This is a genomic window from Paenibacillus sp. 453mf (genome assembly GCF_900116105.1).
Classification (GTDB): domain Bacteria; phylum Bacillota; class Bacilli; order Paenibacillales; family Paenibacillaceae; genus Paenibacillus; species Paenibacillus provencensis.
Window position 1 is genome coordinate 42,422 of sequence record NZ_FPAC01000002.1, and the last position, 22,306, is coordinate 64,727.

Annotated in this window: 21 protein-coding genes; 9 read left to right on the forward strand and 12 right to left on the reverse strand. The window is 47.2% G+C overall.

Annotated features, from left to right (window positions below):
* The first annotated feature begins 91 nt into the window (after positions 1 to 91).
* Complete coding sequence (locus tag BM415_RS14515) at positions 92 to 3,130, forward strand: beta-galactosidase, LacZ type (protein ID WP_091159327.1); 3,039 nt, start codon at positions 92 to 94, stop codon at positions 3,128 to 3,130.
* Positions 3,131 to 3,262: 132 nt separating this feature from the next.
* On the opposite strand, the gene BM415_RS14520 is transcribed toward BM415_RS14515, so the two are convergent.
* Positions 3,263 to 4,156, reverse strand: a complete 894-nt coding sequence (locus tag BM415_RS14520) for a helix-turn-helix domain-containing protein (RefSeq protein WP_091159329.1) — start codon at positions 4,154 to 4,156, stop codon at positions 3,263 to 3,265.
* 133 nt (positions 4,157 to 4,289) lie between these two features.
* A complete protein-coding gene (locus BM415_RS14525) occupies positions 4,290 to 5,504 on the reverse strand; it encodes an immunoglobulin-like domain-containing protein (protein WP_170862496.1) in 1,215 nt (404 codons plus the stop codon).
* Between the two features lie 255 nt (positions 5,505 to 5,759).
* On the opposite strand from BM415_RS14525, the gene BM415_RS25810 reads away from it, so the two are divergent.
* The gene (locus BM415_RS25810; protein ID WP_305954055.1) at positions 5,760 to 5,840 is read left to right on the forward strand and encodes a putative holin-like toxin; all 81 of its coding nucleotides are present in this window, start codon (positions 5,760 to 5,762) and stop codon (positions 5,838 to 5,840) included.
* 225 nt (positions 5,841 to 6,065) lie between these two features.
* Positions 6,066 to 8,045: a heparinase II/III family protein gene (locus BM415_RS14530; protein WP_091159332.1), complete on the forward strand. Its 1,980-nt coding sequence runs from the start codon at positions 6,066 to 6,068 to the stop codon at positions 8,043 to 8,045.
* Between the two features lie 345 nt (positions 8,046 to 8,390).
* Here the strand turns inward: BM415_RS14530 and BM415_RS14535 are convergent, their stop codons facing one another.
* Complete coding sequence (locus BM415_RS14535) at positions 8,391 to 8,984, reverse strand: class I SAM-dependent methyltransferase (protein WP_091159334.1); 594 nt, start codon at positions 8,982 to 8,984, stop codon at positions 8,391 to 8,393.
* Positions 8,985 to 9,207: 223 nt separating this feature from the next.
* On the opposite strand from BM415_RS14535, the gene BM415_RS14540 reads away from it, so the two are divergent.
* Positions 9,208 to 11,580: an Ig-like domain-containing protein gene (locus BM415_RS14540; RefSeq protein WP_091159335.1), complete on the forward strand. Its 2,373-nt coding sequence runs from the start codon at positions 9,208 to 9,210 to the stop codon at positions 11,578 to 11,580.
* A gap of 145 nt (positions 11,581 to 11,725) precedes the next feature.
* On the opposite strand, the gene BM415_RS14545 is transcribed toward BM415_RS14540, so the two are convergent.
* The 3 genes from BM415_RS14545 to BM415_RS14555 are packed head-to-tail and all read right to left on the reverse strand — an operon-like array spanning position 11,726 to position 13,384.
* Entirely contained in the window at positions 11,726 to 12,277 is a 552-nt protein-coding gene (locus tag BM415_RS14545) for a chromate efflux transporter ChrA (protein ID WP_091159337.1), read from the reverse strand.
* 3 nt (positions 12,278 to 12,280) lie between these two features.
* Positions 12,281 to 12,868: a chromate efflux transporter ChrB gene (locus BM415_RS14550; RefSeq protein ID WP_091159339.1), complete on the reverse strand. Its 588-nt coding sequence runs from the start codon at positions 12,866 to 12,868 to the stop codon at positions 12,281 to 12,283.
* A gap of 15 nt (positions 12,869 to 12,883) precedes the next feature.
* Positions 12,884 to 13,384: a chromate efflux transcriptional regulator ChrS gene (locus BM415_RS14555; RefSeq protein WP_091159341.1), complete on the reverse strand. Its 501-nt coding sequence runs from the start codon at positions 13,382 to 13,384 to the stop codon at positions 12,884 to 12,886.
* A gap of 343 nt (positions 13,385 to 13,727) precedes the next feature.
* Here BM415_RS14555 and BM415_RS14560 point away from each other — a divergent pair, with 343 nt between their 5' ends.
* A complete protein-coding gene (locus BM415_RS14560) occupies positions 13,728 to 14,969 on the forward strand; it encodes an MFS transporter (RefSeq protein WP_091159342.1) in 1,242 nt (413 codons plus the stop codon).
* A gap of 252 nt (positions 14,970 to 15,221) precedes the next feature.
* Entirely contained in the window at positions 15,222 to 15,356 is a 135-nt protein-coding gene (locus BM415_RS24735; protein ID WP_244533392.1) for a helix-turn-helix domain-containing protein, read from the forward strand.
* Positions 15,357 to 15,473: 117 nt separating this feature from the next.
* Here BM415_RS24735 and BM415_RS25115 read toward each other — a convergent pair whose 3' ends face one another.
* From BM415_RS25115 to BM415_RS14585, 6 genes are all read right to left on the reverse strand, one after another.
* Positions 15,474 to 15,629 carry a hypothetical protein gene (locus BM415_RS25115; protein ID WP_170862497.1) on the reverse strand — a complete coding sequence of 52 codons (156 nt, stop codon included), beginning with the start codon at positions 15,627 to 15,629 and terminating at the stop codon, positions 15,474 to 15,476.
* Between the two features lie 164 nt (positions 15,630 to 15,793).
* Complete coding sequence (locus BM415_RS14565; protein ID WP_091159344.1) at positions 15,794 to 16,087, reverse strand: hypothetical protein; 294 nt, start codon at positions 16,085 to 16,087, stop codon at positions 15,794 to 15,796.
* Between the two features lie 155 nt (positions 16,088 to 16,242).
* A complete protein-coding gene (locus tag BM415_RS14570; RefSeq protein ID WP_091159346.1) occupies positions 16,243 to 16,896 on the reverse strand; it encodes an amino acid ABC transporter permease in 654 nt (217 codons plus the stop codon).
* Between the two features lie 31 nt (positions 16,897 to 16,927).
* Entirely contained in the window at positions 16,928 to 17,653 is a 726-nt protein-coding gene (locus tag BM415_RS14575; RefSeq protein WP_091159347.1) for an amino acid ABC transporter permease, read from the reverse strand.
* A gap of 136 nt (positions 17,654 to 17,789) precedes the next feature.
* Positions 17,790 to 18,662 (reverse strand): glutamate ABC transporter substrate-binding protein, encoded by an 873-nt coding sequence (locus tag BM415_RS14580; RefSeq protein ID WP_091159349.1) that lies wholly within the window; start codon positions 18,660 to 18,662, stop codon positions 17,790 to 17,792.
* Between the two features lie 35 nt (positions 18,663 to 18,697).
* Entirely contained in the window at positions 18,698 to 19,426 is a 729-nt protein-coding gene (locus BM415_RS14585) for an amino acid ABC transporter ATP-binding protein (RefSeq protein ID WP_139236994.1), read from the reverse strand.
* 353 nt (positions 19,427 to 19,779) lie between these two features.
* On the opposite strand from BM415_RS14585, the gene BM415_RS14590 reads away from it, so the two are divergent.
* The 3 genes from BM415_RS14590 (at position 19,780) to BM415_RS14600 (ending at position 22,244) form a co-directional block, all read left to right on the forward strand.
* The gene (locus BM415_RS14590; RefSeq protein ID WP_244533394.1) at positions 19,780 to 21,381 is read left to right on the forward strand and encodes a glycoside hydrolase family 28 protein; all 1,602 of its coding nucleotides are present in this window, start codon (positions 19,780 to 19,782) and stop codon (positions 21,379 to 21,381) included.
* A gap of 94 nt (positions 21,382 to 21,475) precedes the next feature.
* Positions 21,476 to 21,916, forward strand: a complete 441-nt coding sequence (gene nikR, locus BM415_RS14595; protein WP_091159353.1) for a nickel-responsive transcriptional regulator NikR — start codon at positions 21,476 to 21,478, stop codon at positions 21,914 to 21,916.
* A gap of 112 nt (positions 21,917 to 22,028) precedes the next feature.
* Positions 22,029 to 22,244, forward strand: coding sequence for a hypothetical protein (locus BM415_RS14600; protein ID WP_091159355.1), 216 nt, complete (start codon positions 22,029 to 22,031; stop codon positions 22,242 to 22,244).
* Positions 22,245 to 22,306 lie beyond the last annotated feature (62 nt).

Consider the following 22,306-nt stretch of genomic DNA (forward strand, 5'->3'; position numbering starts at 1 on the left):
AGTGAGGAAGAAGGACTGTCTGTATACTCGAAGAGCACAATCTTGGAATATCAGCAGTCCTCTTCATTTTATGACAGGAGGAATCATACGAATGACGCATCAACAGAAACCGAGCCTTGCCTGGCTGTCTGACGTAAACGTATTTTCAGTGAATCGGGTGGCGGCTCACTCCGATCACTATTATTATGAAACGATGGAGGAAGCGAAGCAGCGCTCGGAAATGCCGCTCCGCCGAAGCTTGAACGGCAGCTGGAAGTTTAGTTATGCTGTCAATCCAGCGCAGCGACAGGCAGATTTTTATAAGACCGAAGTATCTGTAAGAGGATGGGATCCTATTGAAGTGCCTGGACACATCCAGCTGCAGGGATATGGGAAGCCGCAGTATGTAAATACGATGTATCCGTGGGATGGTCATGAGCATCTTCGTCCACCAATGATCTCGGAGGATCATAATCCGGTGGGAAGCTATGTTAAATATTTTGAAGTGCCTGCGGAGTGGAATCAGCGTCCTGTATTTATCTCTTTTCAAGGGGTTGAATCCGCTTTCTATGTGTGGCTGAACGGTGAATTTGTCGGTTACAGTGAAGACAGCTTCACTCCGAGCGAATTTGAACTGACTCCGTATCTTACAGACGGGGAGAACAAGCTCGCTGTCGAGGTGTATCAGCGCAGTACAGGCAGCTGGCTGGAGGATCAGGACTTCTGGCGTTTCTCGGGTATTTTCCGTGATGTTTATTTATATTCCACTCCTTCCATTCATGCTCGCGACCTGTTTGTCCATACCGATCTTGATGAACGTTATGAACAAGGGAAGCTAACTGTCGATGTGCAGCTGAGCGGAGCTCCGGCATCGAAGGTGGCTGTAGAGCTGAAGAATGAAGCGGGTCAGGTTACTGCTCTGGGTGATGTGAGTTCTCCTGGTCAATCTGTATCCTTAACACTGAATGCAGGCATAGTTGATCTATGGAGTGCGGAAGCGCCGAATCTGTATACCATGTACGTCTCGATCTATGATGCGTCCGGCGTGCTGGTTGAAGTCGTACCTCAGCGTGTCGGGTTCCGCAAGTTCGAGATGAAGGATAAAGTGATGCATCTGAACGGTAAGCGCATTGTATTCAAAGGCGTAAATCGTCATGAATTTAATCCACGCAGAGGGCGCAGTATCACGAAGGAAGACATGCTGTGGGATATTAAGACACTGAAGCAGGGGAATATGAACGCAGTCCGTACCTCGCATTATCCGAACCAATCGCTGTGGTATGAGCTGTGCGATGAATATGGTGTGTATGTCATTGATGAGATGAACCTGGAGACGCATGGCTCGTGGCAGAAGATGGGTGCAGTAGAACCGTCCTGGAACGTTCCGGGCAACCTTCCGGAATGGCAGGATATCGTTATGGACCGGGCCATATCGATGGTAGAGCGGGATAAGAATCATCCGTCAATCCTGATCTGGTCATGCGGTAACGAATCTTATGCAGGTGAAGTCATCGTTAACGTATCGAATTATTTCCGTGACCGCGATCCTTCCCGTCTCGTGCATTACGAGGGTGTATTCCATAATCGGGACTATGATGCGGCGAGTGATATGGAGAGCCGGATGTACGCCAAAGTCGCGGATATCGAGGCGTACCTGAATGCGGATCCGCAGAAGCCGTATATCAGCTGCGAATATATGCATGCCATGGGCAACTCGGTCGGCGGAATTGTGAAATACACCGAGCTGGAAGAGAAGTATCCGATGTATCAAGGCGGATTTATCTGGGATTACATGGATCAGGTAATTGTGAAGAAGGACCGCTACGGCAAGGAGTTCATGGCATACGGTGGTGACTTTGATGATCGCTCTACCGACTATAACTTCTCGGGTAACGGGATTGTCTATGCCGATCGCAGATGGTCACCGAAGATGCAGGAAGTGAAGTTCGTGTATCAGAACGTGAAGCTGCTGCCGGATGCGAAGGGCGTGACGGTGAAGAATGAGAATCTGTTTGTGAATACAGATCTGTTCGATCTCGTATGCAGCTTGAAGTGGGAAGGCGTAGAGCTGTTCCGCAGCGAGGAGAGTGTCTCGGTTGCTCCTGGAGAAGAGCAGTATGTGAGTCTTGATTTGCCGGAGCATAGAGAAGCCGGAGAATACACGGTAGATGTATCACTTGTGCTGAGAGAAGAGGAGCTGTGGGCAGAAGCAGGATTTGAAGTGGCCTTTGGACAGCATATCTTCCAGGTGGAAGCGGCCGAAGCAGCTACATCTCCTGCAGCATGCAGTGAGTTCCGTGTAGTTGAAGGGGACGTGAATATCGGTGTGCATGGCAGAAGCTTCTCGATCATGTTCTCGAAGCAAGCAGGTACGCTAATCTCTGTAAATTATGGAGGACGCGAGATGATCTCCGCGCCGCCAGCGCCGCTCTTCTGGAGAGCGATGACGGATAATGACAAGGGAGCAGGGCTCCACTTTGAATCTTCTGTCTGGTATGCGGCAAGCCTGTCCCGCAGATGCGTGAAGTGGGAGCTGAGTGAGGGAGCGAATCAAGCGACTGTAGCGTATACGTACAGACTCAGTGTATCGGATGAGGTCAGCGTCAAGGTTGCCTACACCGTATTTGCAGATGGCAGCATTCATGTGAAGTCGGATTATAAAGGGGCGCAAGGCCTGCCTAAATTCCCGATCTTTGCTCTGTCCTTCAAGGTTCCGGCCGATTATGCGAACCTAGACTACTATGCACAGGGACCAGAGGAGAATTACATTGACCGTGCTTATGGAGCGAGACTTGGCCGCTTCCAGAACAGAGCGGAGGACAATGTAGCGGCATATCTCGTGCCGCAGGAATCTGGCAACCGCACGGGCGTAAGACGTGTTGCGATTACGAACGAGCTTGGACAAGGGATCGAGATTGTGGCTCCAAGTACACAGCCGGTTGAAGCGAGCATCTCGCCATTTACTGCATTCGAGCTGGAGCATGCGACGCATCATTACGAGCTGCCAAATGTGCATCATACAGTTGTCACGATTGCAGGTCGCCAGATGGGTGTCGGCGGTGATGACAGCTGGGGCGCACCCGTGCTGGATGAGTACCTAATTGATCCGGCGCAGGATATGTCCTTTGAATTTACGATTTCGAAAAAGTAAGATAAGAAATATACAACACAAGAAGGAGCCTTCCATTTCAGGAGGGCTCCTTTTTTAGCAGGCTGGTTATAAGATTGCTCGATTCAAGCATGAGTTTGGTTATAGCGGTCCAAATATATCGTATTATTCCTGTTATTCCTCAAAAGAAAGATTGGTTGGTTCGTCGTTCATTTCGTAATCGAGCCTCAGACTCGTGGTCGGCACGCTGAGATCGACCTCCTCAAATTGAAAACCGTCTACCCACACCTTCCCTTCACCCATAAGCAAAACTCCGAACGAAATTGTGCCGCTCTCTTCAGGCACGTCGAGCACGATCGCATAATGGTTCCAGTGTGTATCGCCTGTAATACGGCGGTCATTCATATTGTCAAACTGGAGCACGTCCTCTGAGTGGCTGTCCACACGCATCCACAGCCCGCAGTATTCTTTTACATTTTCGGTTTTGACAAATCCGGAGAAACGCATTCTTTTTCCTTTGTATTTGTCTGCTCTAAATTGCTGCATCATCGTGGCAAAGGCCCCATCATCCATGGGAGTCTGTGCCTTTAAATATCCAGATGTGCTTCCTTGGTGTACGGTATTCCGGTCAATGCCCATTTCATAATCCTGGGGATGGCTCCCACTGATAAACCAGCCTTTGATTGGTGAAGCAATCTGCTCATTCATTTGACCCTCTCCTTGTTCATGGTTATAGGTGTGAAGAATGAATAATTTACGATAACGGCCAGGCGGCATGCCGTAGAGCTTCTTAAATGCCCTTGTAAAAGACTCCTGGCTCTCAAAATGGCAGTGCAGTGAGATGTCGATAATGGAAGCATCGGAGTATAACAGCAGCTGGGCGGCATAACACAGCCTTCGTCTCCGTAAATAATCGGCCACGTTCATCCCGACCTGTCTTCGGAACATGCGATGAAAGTGATAAGGCGAGAAGCTGACGTGAGCAGCGATGCTCTCGAGTGACAGCTGATCCTCCAGATGGGCTTCCATATAATCGATACTTTGTTGAATCGCGCGATGGGTACTCAAGGTCAGGCCCTCCTTTGTCTACAAGGATAGCAAAACAAACAGGAGCGTTTTTGATTTTTTTTGCGCAACTTAAAAAGAAAGATTCCAAATCGATCAGGATCTTTTTTGTAATAAATTATGAACCTACTGTTTCCTAGAGCGGCATTACATGAAAAGAATTACTGATGAGTACCAGGTCCTTCCTAGCTTCGCGATTCTTTGGGTTATAGTGGGTAACCTTTTTGATAAGCCGATATTCTCCAGGAGGAAGCTTGCGAGCCTGATATGCCTCCATCTCTGCGGTCTCACCCGGGTTCAGGCCATAAGCCGGCTCATGGAAGGAAACATTGACGTGTGCTTCTCTCCAGCCTGAATTTGTATTCTGCTCAATAAAGACATCTTCCCCGTAAGTCAGGTTATATTGATCAGATTGGTTAGCCATGTGATAGGTAACGGTTTCTCCTCTCAGATACTCTTTCTCGTCCGTGCCTAGAAGCAGCTGTTCTGTTCTTTGCAGCTCCGATGGAGTATGTGGGGATGCCTTTCCTAGCGTTACATTGGATTTATAGTATGCATTGATCAAATCTGTCATAATGTCAGTTAATTGTGTCAGCTCCTGATGCGCCTTATCACATTCATTCCATTCGTGACGATAAGTTTCATTCCTGAATTTTACGATGAGGCTGTAGCTCTCATAGGGTGTCTTGCTGCAAGTTGTGTTTCCCTCGCTGCTCGTGGTAAAGGCCCCATGCTTGACCATCTCCTTATAGATTTGCGTGCGGGTCTTTACATTCAGATGAACATCGTTTGCTGTAAAAGACTCTCCATTCTCTAAAATGGCTGTAATCTGCTTTGTTTCTGTATCTATTACATTTCCTTGATCCACGCCATATTCCAGCCGAAAGTCCAGCGACTCTAGGTGACCCAGCTGGTAATCAAGCAGGATTAGGGGTTCACTTAAATTTCCGTTATCGCACTGTGAGAGGGAATAGACCAAGGCATTGTCTGTGTCTGATTTAAGCAGGGCATTACAGCTGAATGTGCTGATTTCATTTGAACCGTAGGCATCTTGAGTTGGATCATAGAGCACCTCTATTGTATCGTCTTCCATGTGTGTTAAGGTGTGATAAATCGGATCTCCTTCAATTGTGTAGGATACGATTTTTTGAGAAATGCGTTCTTTATTCAGAAATTCATCAAGGTAATACAGCCCTGTAACTTGTCCGTGCAGGTTTATGACTTCCTGATCGGCAGGTGATTCCTTTGGTGTCTGAATCTCAGGCTGAGGTGGTTCAAGCTCTGCATTCGTAGTACAGCCGGATAGGGTAAGCATCAGCAGAACAAAGAGCAGTAATACTTTTTCTCTCAAATTGAAGACCCCCATTTCATTGAATTGCGAATTCGCTTACTAGAAATTGGACTCTGTCATTTGAAAAAAAGTTCCATAAAATTAAAGAACAGCTGATCCAAGTGGTGGATGAGCTGTCCTTTGATTAGGTTAAGGTAGATGATCTGCTTTATGTATAAATTTGGGTTTTTATATGTCTTTTTATGCTATAATTTGCAAGTACGGTATACGGCTAGAAGGGCGGTCGGCTAGTCTCCCAGAAGGGAGGTGATGCCCGTGGAGGTTAAAGATGCACTCTCCTTAATGTTCATGTTCGGTATGTTCATTTTGGCGCTTCTTTCCTACATGAAAAAATAGACCGCCCTCGGCAGGGTAACGGTCTATTCTCGACCTAGCTGTGTGGCCGACTGCTCTTTATGCAGTTATTGTACAGTGGAGTCGTGTTCCAGCACGGCTCCTTACTTATTCTTACCACAGTATAACTCATTTTATAACCCTTTTGTAGGTCTTAATTCATGGACGATATCAATTATAAAATGTAAACGAATACATACTATCCACGCAAAGGTGGTCTGGATCGATATGAACCATAGGAAACAGGCAGGCGAGAGGACTCCATACTTGAAAGTAGACAGCAGCCAGATAAAAGGAGCTTTGATCCACAGCAATAAACAGCAAGCATCCCTGCTAGGTACAGCAGATTGGAAGGCGCAGCTGCAAATGACGACCGAAAGAGCCGAGTTCAGTTTGTACTGGCAGCAGATTGCGGAAACGGCACAGATTGCAGTGCAGGAGCCGCTCCCTCCGCTGACCTATTCCGTGTTCAGACAGTTTGCGGAGACCGGAGCGCGAAAAGGCTATGAAGAGGTATATTTTGAACGCAGAGCGAGGCTTGCTGCTCTGGGAATTCAGACAGCAGTAGCGGCGGACAGCGATGAAGAACGGATATATCTTGCTACGCTGGAGGATGCTCTCTGGGATGTCTGCGGAGAGTATACCTGGTGTCTGACTGCACATCTTCCGGCAGAAGGCGATCCTGCATCAGAGGTGGATCTGTTTGCTGCCGAGACGGCAGAGATGCTTGCCGAGCTGTTATATATGCATGAAGATGTGTTAGATCGCACTGTAGCGGAGCGTATCAGAAGAGAAGTGCGGAAACGGGTGCTTGATCCGGTATTTACAGAGAAGATGTCCTTCTTCTGGAGACAGGCCGATCATAACTGGTCGGCTGTGTGTGCGGGAGGGAGCGGGATGGCCGCACTGTTACTAATGGATAATACAGACGAGCTTGCAGCCGCGATTGAGCAGGTATGTGCTTCGCTTGAATCTTTTCTCAGCGGCTATGGAGCGGATGGAGGATGTGCTGAGGGACTGGGATATTGGGTGTACGGCTTCGGGTACTATACCTATTTCGCGGAGATGCTGAGAGAGCGGACGGATGGCAGACTGGATTTGCTGGCGGAATCCCATCCTCTTGCCATAGCCGGTTTTCCAGAGCGAATTCACCTGTCTCAAGGTGTGTATGTCAATTTCTCGGACAGCCGTGAGAAGGAGGTGCTCCCTACAGGTCTCCTTCATCGTCTATTGGAGCGAACCGGATCACAGGTCGTTCCTTATGCTGCTGTACCAGGGTTGTTAAGTGATCCGGTGAGACGGTGGGCGCATGTGCTGCGAAATGGGCTGTGGACAGCGAGTGATACAGTTCTGAATGCAGAATCATCCATGAAGGTGAAGGAGAATACTCCTGATTTGCATGTCAGCGCATTTGACGAACTCGGATGGTGGATCTGCCGGGCTCAGCGATCTGGAGCGGATCAGAACGAGCATAAGCATAAGCATGAACATGAGCATGAGCATAAGCAGAAATCTACAATCTGCGGGTTTGCCATCAAGGGCGGGCATAATGGCGAGCCGCATAATCATAATGATCTGGGTCAATTTATACTGCATGCAGGCGGAGATAACATCATCTGCGACCTGGGAGCAGGGATGTATACTCAGGCATACTTTCAAGCAGGAAGAGAGCGCATCATTAACATATCGTCTGGAGGTCACAATGTCCCCATCATTAACGGATTTATGCAGGGAAGTGGCAGTGGATATCGCGCCAGAACCATCAGGCAGAGTCAGAATGAACTCAGTTTTGAGGTGGAGCTGGATTTGACGGGGGCATACCCCGACGCAGGGATTGCGCGCTATACCCGTTGTGCCCAGTGGATTTGTCCTCCTGCCGAGGACAAGGCCACGATGGAGCTGACAGATCGGTTCGTCTGGAGCTGTGAAGAAAAGCATTTTGAGGAAAGGCTTATCAGCCACTTCAAGCCAGTAATTGTGGAGACAGGAACGGTGTATTGGTATGGGGCAGAGGCTGTGCTTCAACTGCACTATGATCCGGAGCAGCTGGAAGCATCCATGTACTCTACGGATCATATTGATCATGACGGGAATCCGTTTACTTTTTATACCACTTGTCTTACGCACAGGAATGTTCAATCTGCAGAGCTTGAAACGTATTGCAGGCTAAAGTTTGAAATGAGAGCAGGCGAGCATGATCTACAATAGAAAAATGAAGAATTGCATAAATCCTCGAAATGAAATCAAAAAAGGCTGCAGAGAATATCTTTCTCTCGCAGCCTTTTTCAGCGGCCAATGATCCAGTGTACTATTGAATCGTATCCTGTGGGACAATCCCGCTGTTGAAATAAATGGACAGCACCACGATGCTGATAATGACAGCGGCGCCCACGGTCCAGAACACTAACTTTTGTAGCATGATAAACTCCTTTTACATATTCATTTAATGCGGATTGATGAGAATCCTTAATTAATAATGGCATCATTAGCTATTATACACATCAAATGTTAGTAAAAAGAGACAAAATTATAATTTTTTCAAAACAGATGTGCTCAAGCTTTTCGCAGCAACAAAAAATCGGCAGAGGACAAGTCCGGATATCGCTGTGGAATGATCTCTTCTACCTTGTATTCTGGGAATGCCGCCAAATAATCAAATATGTTCCGATCCTGAATCGTTTCTACTCCTGATGCAGAATAGGCGTTCGTTATGCGAGTATAGATGATGACCCAATCAGCAGATACGCTGAGCAGATCTCGAAGGGTGCTGATGTAGTCCTCTTCGCTGGTAATGTGATACAGCACATCAAGACATACAGCAAGGTCGGCTTCTATAAACCCTTGATTGAGGAATAATCCTGGATTATATAACATGAAGCTCTTGGAAGGATCAGAAGCAAAGCGTTTCGCGCACATCTGAATGGAGGAAGCGGATACGTCCAGTCCGAGATATTTTTTATAGTCCATGTAGCTTAGCTGATTGCCATCTCCGCAGCCAAATTCGATGACGCGCTCCAGCTTATGCAATGCGATGAATCGATTAATGACTTCTGCCTTGAATTCAGCCAGCAGCCCATATGAGCCAGCTCCAGAGGTGCCCCCGTTCCTATACGTGTTTTCCCAATATCCGATATAGTCAAATGACATATGTGTTCCCTCCTCTCCTGTAACGTATGCGATATCCTGCCCCGGGTATGCTTTTCAATCCGATGCCTCATCAGCATGAGCTTCACGCTACACGACTCTCACTTTATTTGGAAGAATGAAGGGGCTTCCATATATAAAAAGTAGGCTAATAGACTAATTAATTATTCTCCTCTGACCGAAATAAGAGAAGATAAAACTTTTATTCATAATATGGGGGGAAATCATGATAAAGCATAGCTATGCAAAAGTGTTTACGGTATTTATGGCACTGCTCCTGATTCTGACGACGACAGGGCTGACTTCCATGAAGAGCGTCTCTGCTGCAGATGCTGAATTAAGCAAACTTGTGCTATCGACGAATACAGTGAGTCTGGAAATGGAAGATTCCATTACGCTCACAGCGACAGCTGTATACAGCGACGGTAAATCGAGCAATGTGACTGTGAATACGGATTGGACGAGTGAGGACAGTACAGTAGCTTCGGTATATAACGGAACGATCACAGCCAAGGGAGAAGGAACGGCAACCATTGTTGCTGCCTATGAAGGAGAATCCCAGGCGGTTGAGGTCAAAGTAACGAAGAAAGTAAAGGCATTGACGAAGGATAAACAGAGCTTGGATCTTCGCATCGGAGACAGCGAGAAGATTGAGCTTACGGCAATCTATAGCGATAATACTTCCGAAGCAGTATCGAATAAGGCGGAGTGGACGTCCTCGGATGGCAAAGTAGCTACGGTTATTAACGGAACCATCAGAGGCTTGTCTGCAGGTACAGCCACGATTACAGCCAAGCTGGGCAAGCAAAGCGTGTCACTGGATGTAAATGTAGAAGTTGTAAGACGCATTGAAATTAAAGATTACGCCAAGCTATCCCTGCTTCTAACAGAGGAGCAGACCGTGGAGCTGATTGCTACCTATCCGGACGGATCAACTAAAGATGTGACCACAGAGGCCGTATGGTCCTCCAGCAACGAGAAGGTAGCGGATGCTTACCAGGGCAAAGTGGTTGCTTACAAGGCTGGAACGGCTACCATTACGGCCGAGTATGGAACCAAGACAACAACACTGGAAGTGGATGTCGACAAGACACGCAAGCTGACCGTGAACAAGCCTAGCCTGTTTATGAAGATTGGTGATACAGACAATCTGAGCTTGACGGCGGTATACCCGGATGAGAAGGAAACGGTCGTTACCAATAGTGCGACTTGGACATCCAGTAATGAAAAAGTAGCCGATGTCATTGATGGCAAAGTGTATGCCAATGCTTCTGGCTCTGCAACGATTACAGCCAAGTATGGGGATCGCAGCATCGAAATCCCGGTTGACGTTGAAGTTGCGAGACATCTGGATCTGGAGGAAGAAGAGCTTGGGATGACGGTAGGAGGCACGCATGCGTTTAAGCTGAATGCGACTTACCTTGATGGTACGACAGAAGAGGTTACAGGCAAAGCAGACTGGACTTCCAGTGATGCGGATTTCGTATATGTGTCCAAAGGCAATGTACATGCTTATAAATCAGGAAAAGCAACCATCAAGGCATCTTATGGCGGCAAAACCGTTGAAGTTGCCATCAGTGTCGATATCCCGACCAAGGTAGAGCTGCAGAATAAGAAGGGTGTATTACCTGAAGCAGGTACACTGCAGGCGAACTTGATCGCTACTTATGCGCTCGATGGAGATAACCGCGAGGTTGTCATTAATGAGGAAGCAGAGTGGAGCTCGAGCAATGAGAAGGTAGCCGAGGTTTCGTCTGAGGGGATGATTACGGGTGTTTCAACAGGTAAGGCAAACATTACGGCAAAGTATGACGGCAAGTCGTACACGATGTCTGTAGAGGTGGGTCTTGCGAGTGGCTTGTCCGCCGATGTACCTGTTGTTGCACTATTGTCCAAAGAGACTTATCAAATCAAGCTGACGGCATCCGATCAGTATGGGAACGAACAGGATGTAAGCAGCGATGCAACATGGAAATCAAGCAGCTCTCGTATTGCCGATGTGAAGCAAGGGCTCGTAACTGCGTATAGCAAAGGCAAGTCCACCATTACGGCTGAATACGGCGAGCAGAAGATCACGGTATCGGTAGAAGTGGATGATATTGATCGGATTGAAGCTTCGGTGGACTCCCTGTCAATGAAATCGGGAGACAAAGCAGAGATTACCCTCACGGTGTTCCTTAGCGATGGTTCCTCCCGTGATGTCACCGACTTCGCTGAATGGAAGGCAAGCAGCTACAAAGTAGCTTCGGTCAGCAAGGGAGAAGTAACAGCCGTAGGATATGGCAAGACCAAAATTACAGGCAAATACGGAAGTAAACTCGTCAGTATTCCGCTTGATGTTGATACACTCAAGTATCTGCAGACCGATGAGGTGGTATTGGAGCTGAAAAAAGGCAAATCCGCCAGCGTGATCGCAACAGCTACTTACGCAGATGGTACGGAAGCCAATGTGTCCAAGCCTGCCCTCTGGAAATCCTCCCGCATCACCGTTGCTACGGTGAAGGATGGCGTGATTAAGGCAACGGGTAAAGGCAAGGCAACGATTACGGTGGATTTTGCAGGAGAGAAGACGAAGGTCAGCGTTATCGTTACAGAGTAATTCATGGAACCCTACCCTGCAATGAAATAAATTAATTGTAAAAAAAGAGGCGTCTGCCGGAGATCTGCCCCATAGGGAGCAGGAGACCGGAGCGCCTCTTTTTTTATACCAGATAGAGAAGAAAATGATCAATTGAAATCTAATGTTAAATCGTATGCGATATTACGAGTGCGCCATATGCAAAGGACGCCAGAATGACAAGCGCCGGGTGAATCTTGGTCTTGGTCAGTACCCATAGCGCGATAGCAGCGATAGCGAGTGTCTGCCACAAGTTAATTACCTCGACAGAGACGACACCCATCTCCCAAGTCAGCAGGATCATCAGCACAGCGATGACGGGCTGCACGAGCAGTGTCATACCTTTTACGACATTGGAGGTGCGGTATTTGTTCAGGAGACTGAGCAGAAGGATCAGGGCTGCAGCTGAAGGGACAATGGTTGCGAATGTCGCAATAATGAATCCTGGCCAGCTGGCCACTTGGTAACCTACGAATGCCGCTATTTTCGTAGCGATTGGACCCGGAAGGGCATTTCCGATCGCAAGAACATCGCCGAATTGTTCATTCGTCATCCAATTGTAGTGATTGACGATTTCCTCCTGCATGAGCGGAATGGAGGCAGGTCCTCCGCCGTAACCGAGCACATTCGCGACAAAGAAGCCCCAGAATAGTTCCCACCATGTTTGCAAACGTTCCATCGCTTAAGACACTCCTTTATCGTTCTGTTTATTCCGCTTGTATTTCTGCACAAGATTCAAATGGAACATGCCGTACCCGAGGAAGAGGATGACGACAATACCCGGGTGAACTTGAAGCAGCTGCAGCAGGACAAAAGCGAGCACGCCGAATAATATCGCAAACCCTTTTCCGAGCCCCTTCCAGGCCTTCATCGCAAATTCATAAGCCATAATTCCGAGCATCACGACGATAACAGGACGTACGGCGGCAATCATGCCAGCTATGTATTTAGAGTCTTTGAGAGTATACATGACACCGAGTAGAGCGACGATCGCGATGCTTGAAGGCAAAATATGAGCAAGTACAGAAATGATCGCACCAAGCACACCCTTCTTCTTGTATCCAAGATAGGCTGCCATCTTGGTGGCGATTGGCCCAGGAAGCGCATTGGCGAGCGCGAGTGTCTCACCAAACTCCTCATCTTCCATCCATTTGTACCTGGTCACTGCTTCATAGCGGATGAGCGGAATAACGGACGGGCCGCCTCCATAGCCAAGCACTCCTGTTCTGGCCATCCCAATTGCAAGTTCCTTATAAGGCTGTAAGTCCATCGTAGGTGTTCCCTCCTATAAACGCATGCCCATGCGGCTCTTGTAGCGTTTGAGCAGCAGCTGGGACTCGACTTTGACGATCCCGGGCATTTTGTATAATTTCTCAAGCAGAAATTGCTCCATCTCTTCCATATCCGCAAAAATACCATGCATATGCAGTGTGCTCGGACCCGTCATGTGGTACAAGCTCGTTACAGCGGGCTCCTGATCAAGCCGTTCAGCGACTTCATCCAGATACATTGGCTCAATGTCCACATTAAAGAAGGCGGACACGGACAACCCCACCTTGACCGGATTAATGACAACCGTAAAGCGTTCAATAATCTCCTTCTCGGCGAGTGCATTAATTCGAGCCTGGACCGCGACACGCGATAGTCCAATCTGCTGCCCCAGATCCGTGTAGGAAATCCGGCTGTTCTGATGCAATGCAAGTAATATTTTGCGATCTATCTCATCGAGACTGTGCATAAGCGGAATCTCTGTTGAGTTCTTTTTCACGTAAAAATCTTCACTCATTAAAAAAACCACCTTTCTTACATGGTGTAAGTTGAACCGTCATATTTCATTTCACAACGAACTTTATGTAACCCACATTGCTTATTTAAAAACTTTTCGAAAGATAAGTCAATTATTTTTATGCGAAACGTTAATATAACATTCTTAATACTTTCAAAACGTTGTTGACTACAATGAAAAGAGCATGCTATTCTTTCAACATGTTAGTTTAAATAACACATAATACTCATTTTATCATTTTTATTTATACTATTTTAATGAATGGAGGTGTTTTTACGTAAACAGCTTTAAATATCGAAATTTATGGAAAGAAACCTCACATAAACTATAGGGAGTGATTGTGATGAAATCTTGGAAGACAAGCAATCCGGTGGTACTTATCATTTTGTTTGCATTAGGCTGGACTTTTATGTATGCAGATCGCAATATTTTATCTCCGGTAATGGGTGTCATTGGGGAGGATTGGGGACTAAACAACACGGAGCTTGGGCTAATGTCGACCGTGTTTTTTATTACCTATGCTGCAATGCAGATCCCAGCGGGCTATTTAGCAGACCGCTTTGGAAGAGTGAAGGTGCTTGTTGCAGGCTACATCCTGTTTGGGATCGGCACCATTCTCAGCGGATTTGCTCCCGGCTTTATTGTATTCCTCGTTATACGGGCGATTACCGGACTTGGGGAAGGAACCTATTACGGCCCTCAGTACGGTATTTCAGCCAATGCCATTCCCCAAAAATATCGGGGGGTGTCCTCGGCGCTGATCAATAGCGGCATGGCGCTCGGGATCTCCCTTGGCTTTATCGCCTCCAGTTATTTTACCTTCGAGCTCGGCATGAGCTGGCAGTTCACTTTCTATCTATTCGGCGTGCTGACAATCTTTGTGGCTATCGCAATTGCTGTGTTCGTCAAAGATGACCGCAGCAAGGAAGTGGCTCCATCAGAAGCTTCCGCACCGGTAGAGAAGGGGAACATCCGCGATTTGTTCACCAGAAATCACATTTTAACGTATATCCTCATCTTCTGCTCGTTATACGGCTTCTTCGGAATGATGACCTGGCTGCCGTTCTACCTGCAGGAATCACGCGGTCTTGAAGGCTCGGAGACGGGCATTATTGCCTCCCTGGTTCCATGGGCCTCTATTCCGGGAGCGATCTTGTTCGGTTATTTGTCCGATCGGGCGAAGAACAAGAAGCCCCTTATCCTCATCCTCGTATTCTTCGGTGCAATATGCCAATTCGTCATTCCTTACGTTGAGAATTATTCACTTATGATTGTTGGACTGATCATTTATGGTTTCGTAGGCAAGCTGGCGTTGGACCCGATTCTGATCTCTTTTGTCGCAGATAATACGAAATCTCATATGTATTCCAAGGCGTACAGCTTTTTTAACTTTGCAGGAATGCTCTCCTCTATCTTTGCTCCGTATATCACTGGGTACTTGTCAGACGTCACGGGTAATATTGAGGTTGGATTTTATCTATCCGGCGTTCTGCTGCTCATCGGTGGGGTGCTCTTCTTGTTCGTCAAAGGCGATGCGGGTGTCAAGAGCAAGGTAACTGCTCCTCAAATAGCAGCAACCAAGTAGTGGGTGGTATATGGCTTCTTATCGGATAACTCAGGTAACAAGCTGACGGAGGAAGAAGACAGAATGATACAGAAGAAGGACATGCTGCAAGAAGCATGTCCTTCAATCGTTTTATTTATTTGGAAAAGACACCGTAATTCTCGTGCCCTCGCCTATACTCGTCTCAATAGATAAGGCTCCGCCCGCACTTCGGGCACCCAACTCAAGCTTCGCGATTTGCTAATGAACGGCAAGGCAGGAGCGCTGGCATCGATGCGGGTGAGAGCGGGCAATAGTTACGGTAAAGCGACTCCGGAAGGAATATTAATTATGGAAAAGCTGAACCATGCCGATCTGGCCGAAATGATTGGGGCAACACGTGAGAGCGTGACAAAGACGCTCAGATGAACGAAGGAGTTCATGTCCTTCCATATTAAAAAGACACCCGCGGCTCTGGAACGGATGTCTTCGAATTGAATGAGAATCGTGGGCAAGCTCTCGATTCTATTATAAGTTAAGTATGTGTTACTTCATATGGGCAGCGGCTTTTGCAGGATAAGTATAAGACAATTTGCGAATAATTTCCTTCTGCCATTTCTCGTCGCCAATGGACACCGCCAGATTAAGCAGGTCCAGATAATCATCAAGCTGTAGTGAGGTTTTGGTTACCGATGCTTTCATTCTGTCTTAGAGTCCCCTTTATATAGAAATTTGAAGTTTGTCATGAAGACAACCTACAACAATGATAATCATTATCAATGAGTTTATTATGCATGTTTTTTAATCAAATTGCAATTGTTAATCTGTATTTTGTTGGATTATTTTTTTGTGAGCCGTTATATTCGTCATTTCTTTTTGGACAGCAGAAAGTACGTAATGATGAGGAATGGAATGTAGATTCCGAGATAGGCGGCAGGAATGACGAACAGTGGATCTAGCAAGATGTGATGAATCTGGGTCGTGAAGGTCATGCCGCTCATATTCGTGTGATATACAGAGATCAGCAGACAAATCCCTGCAGCATAGAAGCAGAACAAGGCAATGAAGTGCAGCACCCTCTGTATCGGTTTGAAGAGCAGTGAGATGGCGCTCAGAATGAAGGGAAGAATAAGAAACAGAGCAATAAGCAAGGTGTTCATTTCAAGACAGCCTCCTTTTGATTCAAGTATCGACATCTTCAAGACGATGCATACAAATGAAGCTGGTAGTCCTTATGAATAGGGTATTCATGTTCTGTACGAAAATGAGAAAAAGAGGCCGGAGCTTATCCGGCCTCTTCCCATTCTTAAAATGATTAAGCGTCGACCCTTGTCTCCAGACGTCGGGCAAAGAGTGACAGTGAATAATTGACGATAAAGTAGAGCATTGCTGCGAAAACAATCATCGGAAGGTAGAAATCAGGATTTTGACCTCCGACAATGCGCACATGGTTCATCAGCTCCGGTAAGGAAATGGCGACAGCAAGTGAGGTATCCTTCAGCAAAGATATGGTTTGGCTGAGCAGGGGAGGCACCATTCGGCGCAGGGCCTGCGGGAGTGTAATTAGACGAAGTGTCTGAAAATAGCTGAGACCCGATGATCGCGCTGCTTCAATCTGTCCTTTATCAATGGAATTGAGCCCGCCGCGCAATATTTCGGCAATCATACAGCCTTCAAATACCGTCAGTCCAAATACGGCAGCCCAGAATACAGACATATTGATGCCGAACTGAGGAAGTATCAAATACGACACCAGAATGATGAGAAAGAGCGGGAGGTTGCGGATCGTATCCACGACCACGGCAACAATCTGCGAAATAACAGGGAACTTTGTATATCGAAGAGTGCCTAGGATGATGCCAACAATAAAGCTGAGCAGGATGGCAACACCAGCGACCTGCAATGTCAGCATGAAGCCTTCCAGAAGAAACCGTATATAGGGCCAGGTATAAGCACCTGCAAAATCCATTTCGTCCTCCTCCTTTCATGTCGGAAAAAAGCTAGTTAAGCGGCCTGTCCACTCCTCTTGACAGTTTTGGTGAACGTGATTTTTTAGTTGTATTCCGGATCTCGCGCTGGTTCAAGCGTTTCTCCAAGTAATGCACAAGGAAGTTTAATGGAAGTGTGATAACGAGATATAGAATAGCAACAACGGTATAGACGGAAAGCGTCTGGAAGGTAGCCGAATTGACGCTGTCTGCAAAATACATCAGATCTAGTCCGGCAACGACAGCTAGTATGGAAGAATTCTTCACCAGATTGATGGACTGGTTCCCCATGGCCGGAAGCACGATGCGAACAGCCTGGGGCATAACGACATGCACCATTGTCTGGATGTAGCTGAGTCCCGAAGAGCGGGCTGCCTCAAGTTGCCCCTTAGGTACGGATTGAATTCCTGCCCGGATGGATTCGGCCACAAAGGCAGAGGTATAGATGGTCAGACCGAGTGTCCCGGATACGAAGCCATCCAGGTTGAGTCCTACAGATGAGAGCCCGTAATAGAAAAAGAAGATCGTAACAAGCAGTGGAATATTCCGTATGAATTCCACATAGGCCGCACCAAACCAGTTCAGCGGTTTAATGGGTGCAATGCGAAAGACGGCGATAACGGCACCGATCAAAAAGCTGCCGATCAAAGCCATGAGACTGATCTTCAGCGTATTCAGAAAGCCTGCCGAGAAATCATCCCAGTATCGCCATAGCACACTAATGTCAATTTCTGGCATAGGATTCACTCCTTCTTAGATCCCTGCGAATACCATTGAGCATAATTAAAGTTAGGCTGACCGCAGGGAATGTAAAGGTTCATTGCAAATAAAGAAGGGCGGCCGAGCCGCCCTTACGAAAGTATGCTTATACTGGTTACTCCGCGCTTGGCGGACTTGTTCCCAGCCATTTTTCATAGAGCTCATCGTATTCTCCGCTGTCTTTCATCTCTTGAAGCATTTCGTTGACGGTATCGACCATTTGCTGATCGCCTTTGCGAATCGCCATGCCATAAGGCTCGTCAGTGAAGATGTCTCCAACCATCTCGTAATTAGGATCATCCTGCATCATACCGAGGAGGATGGAGTTGTCTGTTGTAAGCGCGTCTCCTTTGTTTGCTTTCAGCGCAGTGAAGGCTTCCTGGTAGTTCTCGAATTCGAGTACATTGGCATCCGGTGCTTTTTCTTTGATATTAGTAACGGAGGTTGAACCTTTAACAGCAAGCACAGTCGTGTCGGCATTTAGGCTGTCGATACCTGTGATCGGACTGCCCTTGGCGACAAGCAGAGATTGACCTGCATTAAAATAAACATCACTGAAGTCCACTTCCTTCATACGATCCTCCGTAATCGTCATCGTCGCGATAATGATGTCGATCTCACCGTTCTGAAGAAGCGGTGTCCGGGTCTTGGAGGTGACCTCCTTCAGCTCCACCTTTGTTTCATCTCCGAGTATCTTTTTGGCGAGAGCCTTGGCCATATCAATATCAAAGCCTTCGACATTACCGGATATAGGATCCTTCAGTCCAAACAGCCGGGTGTCGTATTTAACACCTGCAATGACCTTGCCGCGTTCTTTGATCGCTGCGATGGTATCCATATTCTCCGATGCTTCCTGGCCGCCTGATGTTCCTGAGGAGCCAGTGGCTGGCGATGCTTCATCATTGCCGCAGCCGGCGAGAATGATGACAAACATAAGCATGAATAAGAGCGAGAGCTTTGGACCTTTAAATCTCTTTTTCGTTTTCATAAATAAGAACACCCCTTTTTTTTATCATATTTGAATTAATGATGGATTAAACGACTGAGAAATTGGCGTGCGCGCTCTTCTCCTGGGTTAGAGAAGAATTGTTCTGCGGATGCATCCTCCACGATTTGTCCCTCGTCCATAAAGATAACCCGATCCGCTACTTCGCGGGCGAAGCCCATCTCATGAGTGACAATCACCATCGTCATCCCCGACTTTGCCAATGTTCGCATGACATCGAGGACTTCGCCGATCATCTCGGGGTCTAGTGCCGAGGTGGGTTCGTCAAACAGCATGATCTTGGGATCCATGGCGAGTCCTCTCGCGATGGCTACACGCTGCTGCTGTCCGCCGGACAGCTGGCTCGGATAACTGTCCGCCTTCTCTGCAATGCCGACACGGGATAAATATTTCATCGCTGTCTCAGATGCCGCGGCCTTGGACTCCTTCTTTACTTTGATGGGAGCCAGTGTAATATTCTCAATAACCTTCTTGTGGGGGTATAGATTAAAATGCTGGAATACCATGCTGATGTCTTTGCGGAATTTGTTGATGTCGATCTTGCGCTGATGCAGAGGAACGCCGCTGACATGCAGCTCTCCGCCGGATATCGTCTCCAGACGATTGATGCAGCGCAGCAAGGTGCTCTTGCCTGAACCGGAAGGACCAATGATCACGACAACTTCGCCTTCCTTGATCTGAAGGTCGATATTTTTGAGTACATGAAAGCTGCCGTAATGTTTGTTAACATTTTTGAACTCGATCAATGAAAGATCACCGCCCTTTTCTATTTCTATACATCCATTTAAGGAATATCAAGGAAATATGATTATAATGATACTATAAGACCAAAGAGTAGAGCAATCTTTTTGTCACGAAACATTACATAAGTAGCAAATTATCTAGTTCTTTTGTTGTACAAATGTAAGTTTCTTGTTAGGATTAACGAAATTTAAGTTCTGGTTTTGTATATAAAATGGGACTTAAAACATAAATAGCAATATATTTCAAAAATATGATCTTTTTTGCAAGGAATATGATAGAGAAGCTGCGAATATATCACGGGAGGAAGATGGAATCTTGAACTTCACCATATAAGTACAAAGGAGTTTTGATGCCTGTGAAGGAACTGAATGTGCATGAGATCGATGGGACGGAAGCTTCTCTGTATAATGTCGAACCTCCAAATATCCCGCAGTGTGAATTTCGAATTGTTGATTTTGGTGCCCTTGGCAATGGGCTATATGATAATACAGATTGTATTAACTCAGCGCTGGAGGCCTGTGCTCAAGCGGGCGGGGGCAGAGTTGTAATCCCTGCCGGTGTATGGCTGACAGGACCGATTCTGCTTCAGAGCAGAACGGAACTGCATTTAGAGCGGGGGGCGCTTGTTCAGTTTAGCCGGGAATATACGGATTATCCGCTCATCCTATCGAGCTATGAAGGACGTGAGACGATTCGTTCAAGGTCTCCGATCGACGGAGAGAATCTCACGGATGTTGCTATAACCGGTGAAGGTATATTTGATGGCAGCGGTGATGCATGGAGACCCGTCAAGCAGAACAAGCTTACTGCTTCAGCCTGGGAAGCGCTCGTAGCCTCCGGTGGAGTCGTTAACGAGCGTGAAGGAGGCAATTCCATCTGGTGGCCGTCCGAACGGGCGATGGCAGGGGCTTCTTTCACGGAAGGGCTTCATAGGTCAGGAGTTCGGGATAAGTCAGCTTATGAGCCGGCTCATGAATTTCTGCGTCCTAATTTACTCAGTCTGCGCCGCTGTAAGCGTGTGCTCTTGGAAGGAGTCACATTTCAGAATTCTCCGGCATGGAACCTCCATCCATGGGCCTGTGAGCATGTCACGATTCGTAAGGTGAATGTAAGGAATCCCTGGTATGCACAGAATGGGGACGGGCTGGACCTGGATTCAGTAAGGCATGCGCTCGTCGAGTATTGCTCCTTCGATGTCGGAGATGATGCCATCTGTCTTAAATCAGGCAAAGACGCAGAAGGTCGTGAGCTTGGGCTCCCTACTGAATACGTGACGATCCGCCACTCTACGGTGTACCATGGGCACGGCGGCTTTGTCATCGGCAGTGAAATGTCCGGAGGCGTTCGGCATATCCGAGTCTCTGATTGCATGTTTATGGGAACCGATATCGGTCTGCGCTTTAAGAGTACGAGAGGCCGTGGCGGTATTGTTGAGGATATTCTCATTGAGCGAATCCGGATGCTCGATATAGCAAAGGAAGCGATTTTATTCTCGCTGTTCTATGAGGGGAAGGAAGGCTCGGGCCGCGGAGATGAGAAAATCTATGCCGTGGACGAGGGGACACCGGTTTTTCGTAATATCTCCATTCGTGAGGTGGTATGCAGTGGAGCCCAAACTTCGCTGTACATGAGCGGACTCGCAGAAATGCCGGTGGAAGATATCCGTGTGGAGAACTACAATGTACAAGCAGTTAATGGCTTTGTGTGCGCTCAGGCCAAGCATCTGAAGCTGACGAATATTGCAGCAAAGGTCGATCAAGGCTCTCTTGTCAGCCTGCATCAATGCCGCGGTGTAGAGCTGTCTGAGATCGAAGGTCTCGGAGCCGATGGACGGCTGCTCGTCGTAACGGGATCAGAGAGCACCGGCATTGTATACGGGGTTTCGAGTGGGCAGGAAGGATGCCAAATATCAGCAGGTCCAGGCGTGCGAAGCGGCTCACTGATACGCAGAAGATAAAGCGGCAGTGATCATTCATTTCTATATTTCATGCCGGGTCCTGTGTTAAACTTCTGTTCATATTATGCTTAAATGAAGAACAGGAGGGTTAATGATGAGTGATAAGGATGAGCTGACTCGTTTTGGCGTAGCATTTCCAACGCCGCTGATTGAGCAGTTTGATAAATATATACTGGATCAGGGCTATAAGAATCGTTCAGAAGCGATTCGTGATCTGGCCAGAAGAACGATGCTCGAACCTTCGAGACTGCATTCGGACGAGCAGGTAGCCGGTGTCATTGTCATGGTCTTTGACCATCATGCGAGTGAGCTGCCGAGTAGGCTTATGGAATTACAGCATCATTATCATCAAGACATTATTTCGAATATGCACGTTCATCTAAACCATCATCAGTGTCTTGAAGTCATTGCCGTCCGCGGATCCGTCAGCAGTCTTCGTTCATTGCATCAACAGATTCAGGTTCAGAAGGGCGTACACTATGCTGAACTGTCTGTAACGTTTAATGATGATGCTAAGACCCATTCGCATATTTAAGCTGTCATCCCTCTTTACAGACTATATATAGGGGTATACAATAGAGTTTACCACTATCTGTTGTATTATATTGGTATTTCTGAGCTGCGATATTGAAATGGAGGAATATAAGATGAACCGTTATCTATTCGAATATGAATTACAATCCACTGGCTTCCGCGGTGAATTCAGCTGGGTAGAAGAGTCTGAGGAGAAGGCGAAAGAGGCTGTTCGTGAGCGGATCGCTGATCTTGAATTTACAGAGCTTGAGGATGTCATCGTTGGTAAATTGCTTAAGACGATGGACGCATCTAATCGTTATTTTGAATGTGAGAACTGTGCTTCTTAAGGTATAAGGTATAACTACAGTTTATATATCAACAGAGGATCTTCAATTTGCCTAGGGGTAAA

Bases quoted from the DNA above. Each gene is read 5' to 3' on its own strand.
- BM415_RS14515 (WP_091159327.1), top strand. From the start codon at position 92: ATGACGCATCAACAGAAACCGAGCCTTGCCTGGCTGTCTGACGTAAAC.
- BM415_RS14530 (WP_091159332.1), top strand. From the start codon at position 6,066: ATGAACCATAGGAAACAGGCAGGCGAGAGGACTCCATACTTGAAAGTA.
- BM415_RS14535 (WP_091159334.1), bottom strand. From the start codon at position 8,984: ATGTCATTTGACTATATCGGATATTGGGAAAACACGTATAGGAACGGG.
- BM415_RS14540 (WP_091159335.1), top strand. From the start codon at position 9,208: ATGATAAAGCATAGCTATGCAAAAGTGTTTACGGTATTTATGGCACTG.
- BM415_RS14545 (WP_091159337.1), bottom strand. From the start codon at position 12,277: ATGGAACGTTTGCAAACATGGTGGGAACTATTCTGGGGCTTCTTTGTC.
- BM415_RS14550 (WP_091159339.1), bottom strand. From the start codon at position 12,868: ATGGACTTACAGCCTTATAAGGAACTTGCAATTGGGATGGCCAGAACA.
- BM415_RS14555 (WP_091159341.1), bottom strand. From the start codon at position 13,384: ATGAGTGAAGATTTTTACGTGAAAAAGAACTCAACAGAGATTCCGCTT.
- BM415_RS14560 (WP_091159342.1), top strand. From the start codon at position 13,728: ATGAAATCTTGGAAGACAAGCAATCCGGTGGTACTTATCATTTTGTTT.
- BM415_RS24735 (WP_244533392.1), top strand. From the start codon at position 15,222: ATGCGGGTGAGAGCGGGCAATAGTTACGGTAAAGCGACTCCGGAAGGA.
- BM415_RS25115 (WP_170862497.1), bottom strand. From the start codon at position 15,629: ATGAAAGCATCGGTAACCAAAACCTCACTACAGCTTGATGATTATCTG.
- BM415_RS14565 (WP_091159344.1), bottom strand. From the start codon at position 16,087: ATGAACACCTTGCTTATTGCTCTGTTTCTTATTCTTCCCTTCATTCTG.
- BM415_RS14570 (WP_091159346.1), bottom strand. From the start codon at position 16,896: ATGGATTTTGCAGGTGCTTATACCTGGCCCTATATACGGTTTCTTCTG.
- BM415_RS14575 (WP_091159347.1), bottom strand. From the start codon at position 17,653: ATGCCAGAAATTGACATTAGTGTGCTATGGCGATACTGGGATGATTTC.
- BM415_RS14580 (WP_091159349.1), bottom strand. From the start codon at position 18,662: ATGAAAACGAAAAAGAGATTTAAAGGTCCAAAGCTCTCGCTCTTATTC.
- nikR (WP_091159353.1), top strand. From the start codon at position 21,476: ATGAGTGATAAGGATGAGCTGACTCGTTTTGGCGTAGCATTTCCAACG.
- BM415_RS14600 (WP_091159355.1), top strand. From the start codon at position 22,029: ATGAACCGTTATCTATTCGAATATGAATTACAATCCACTGGCTTCCGC.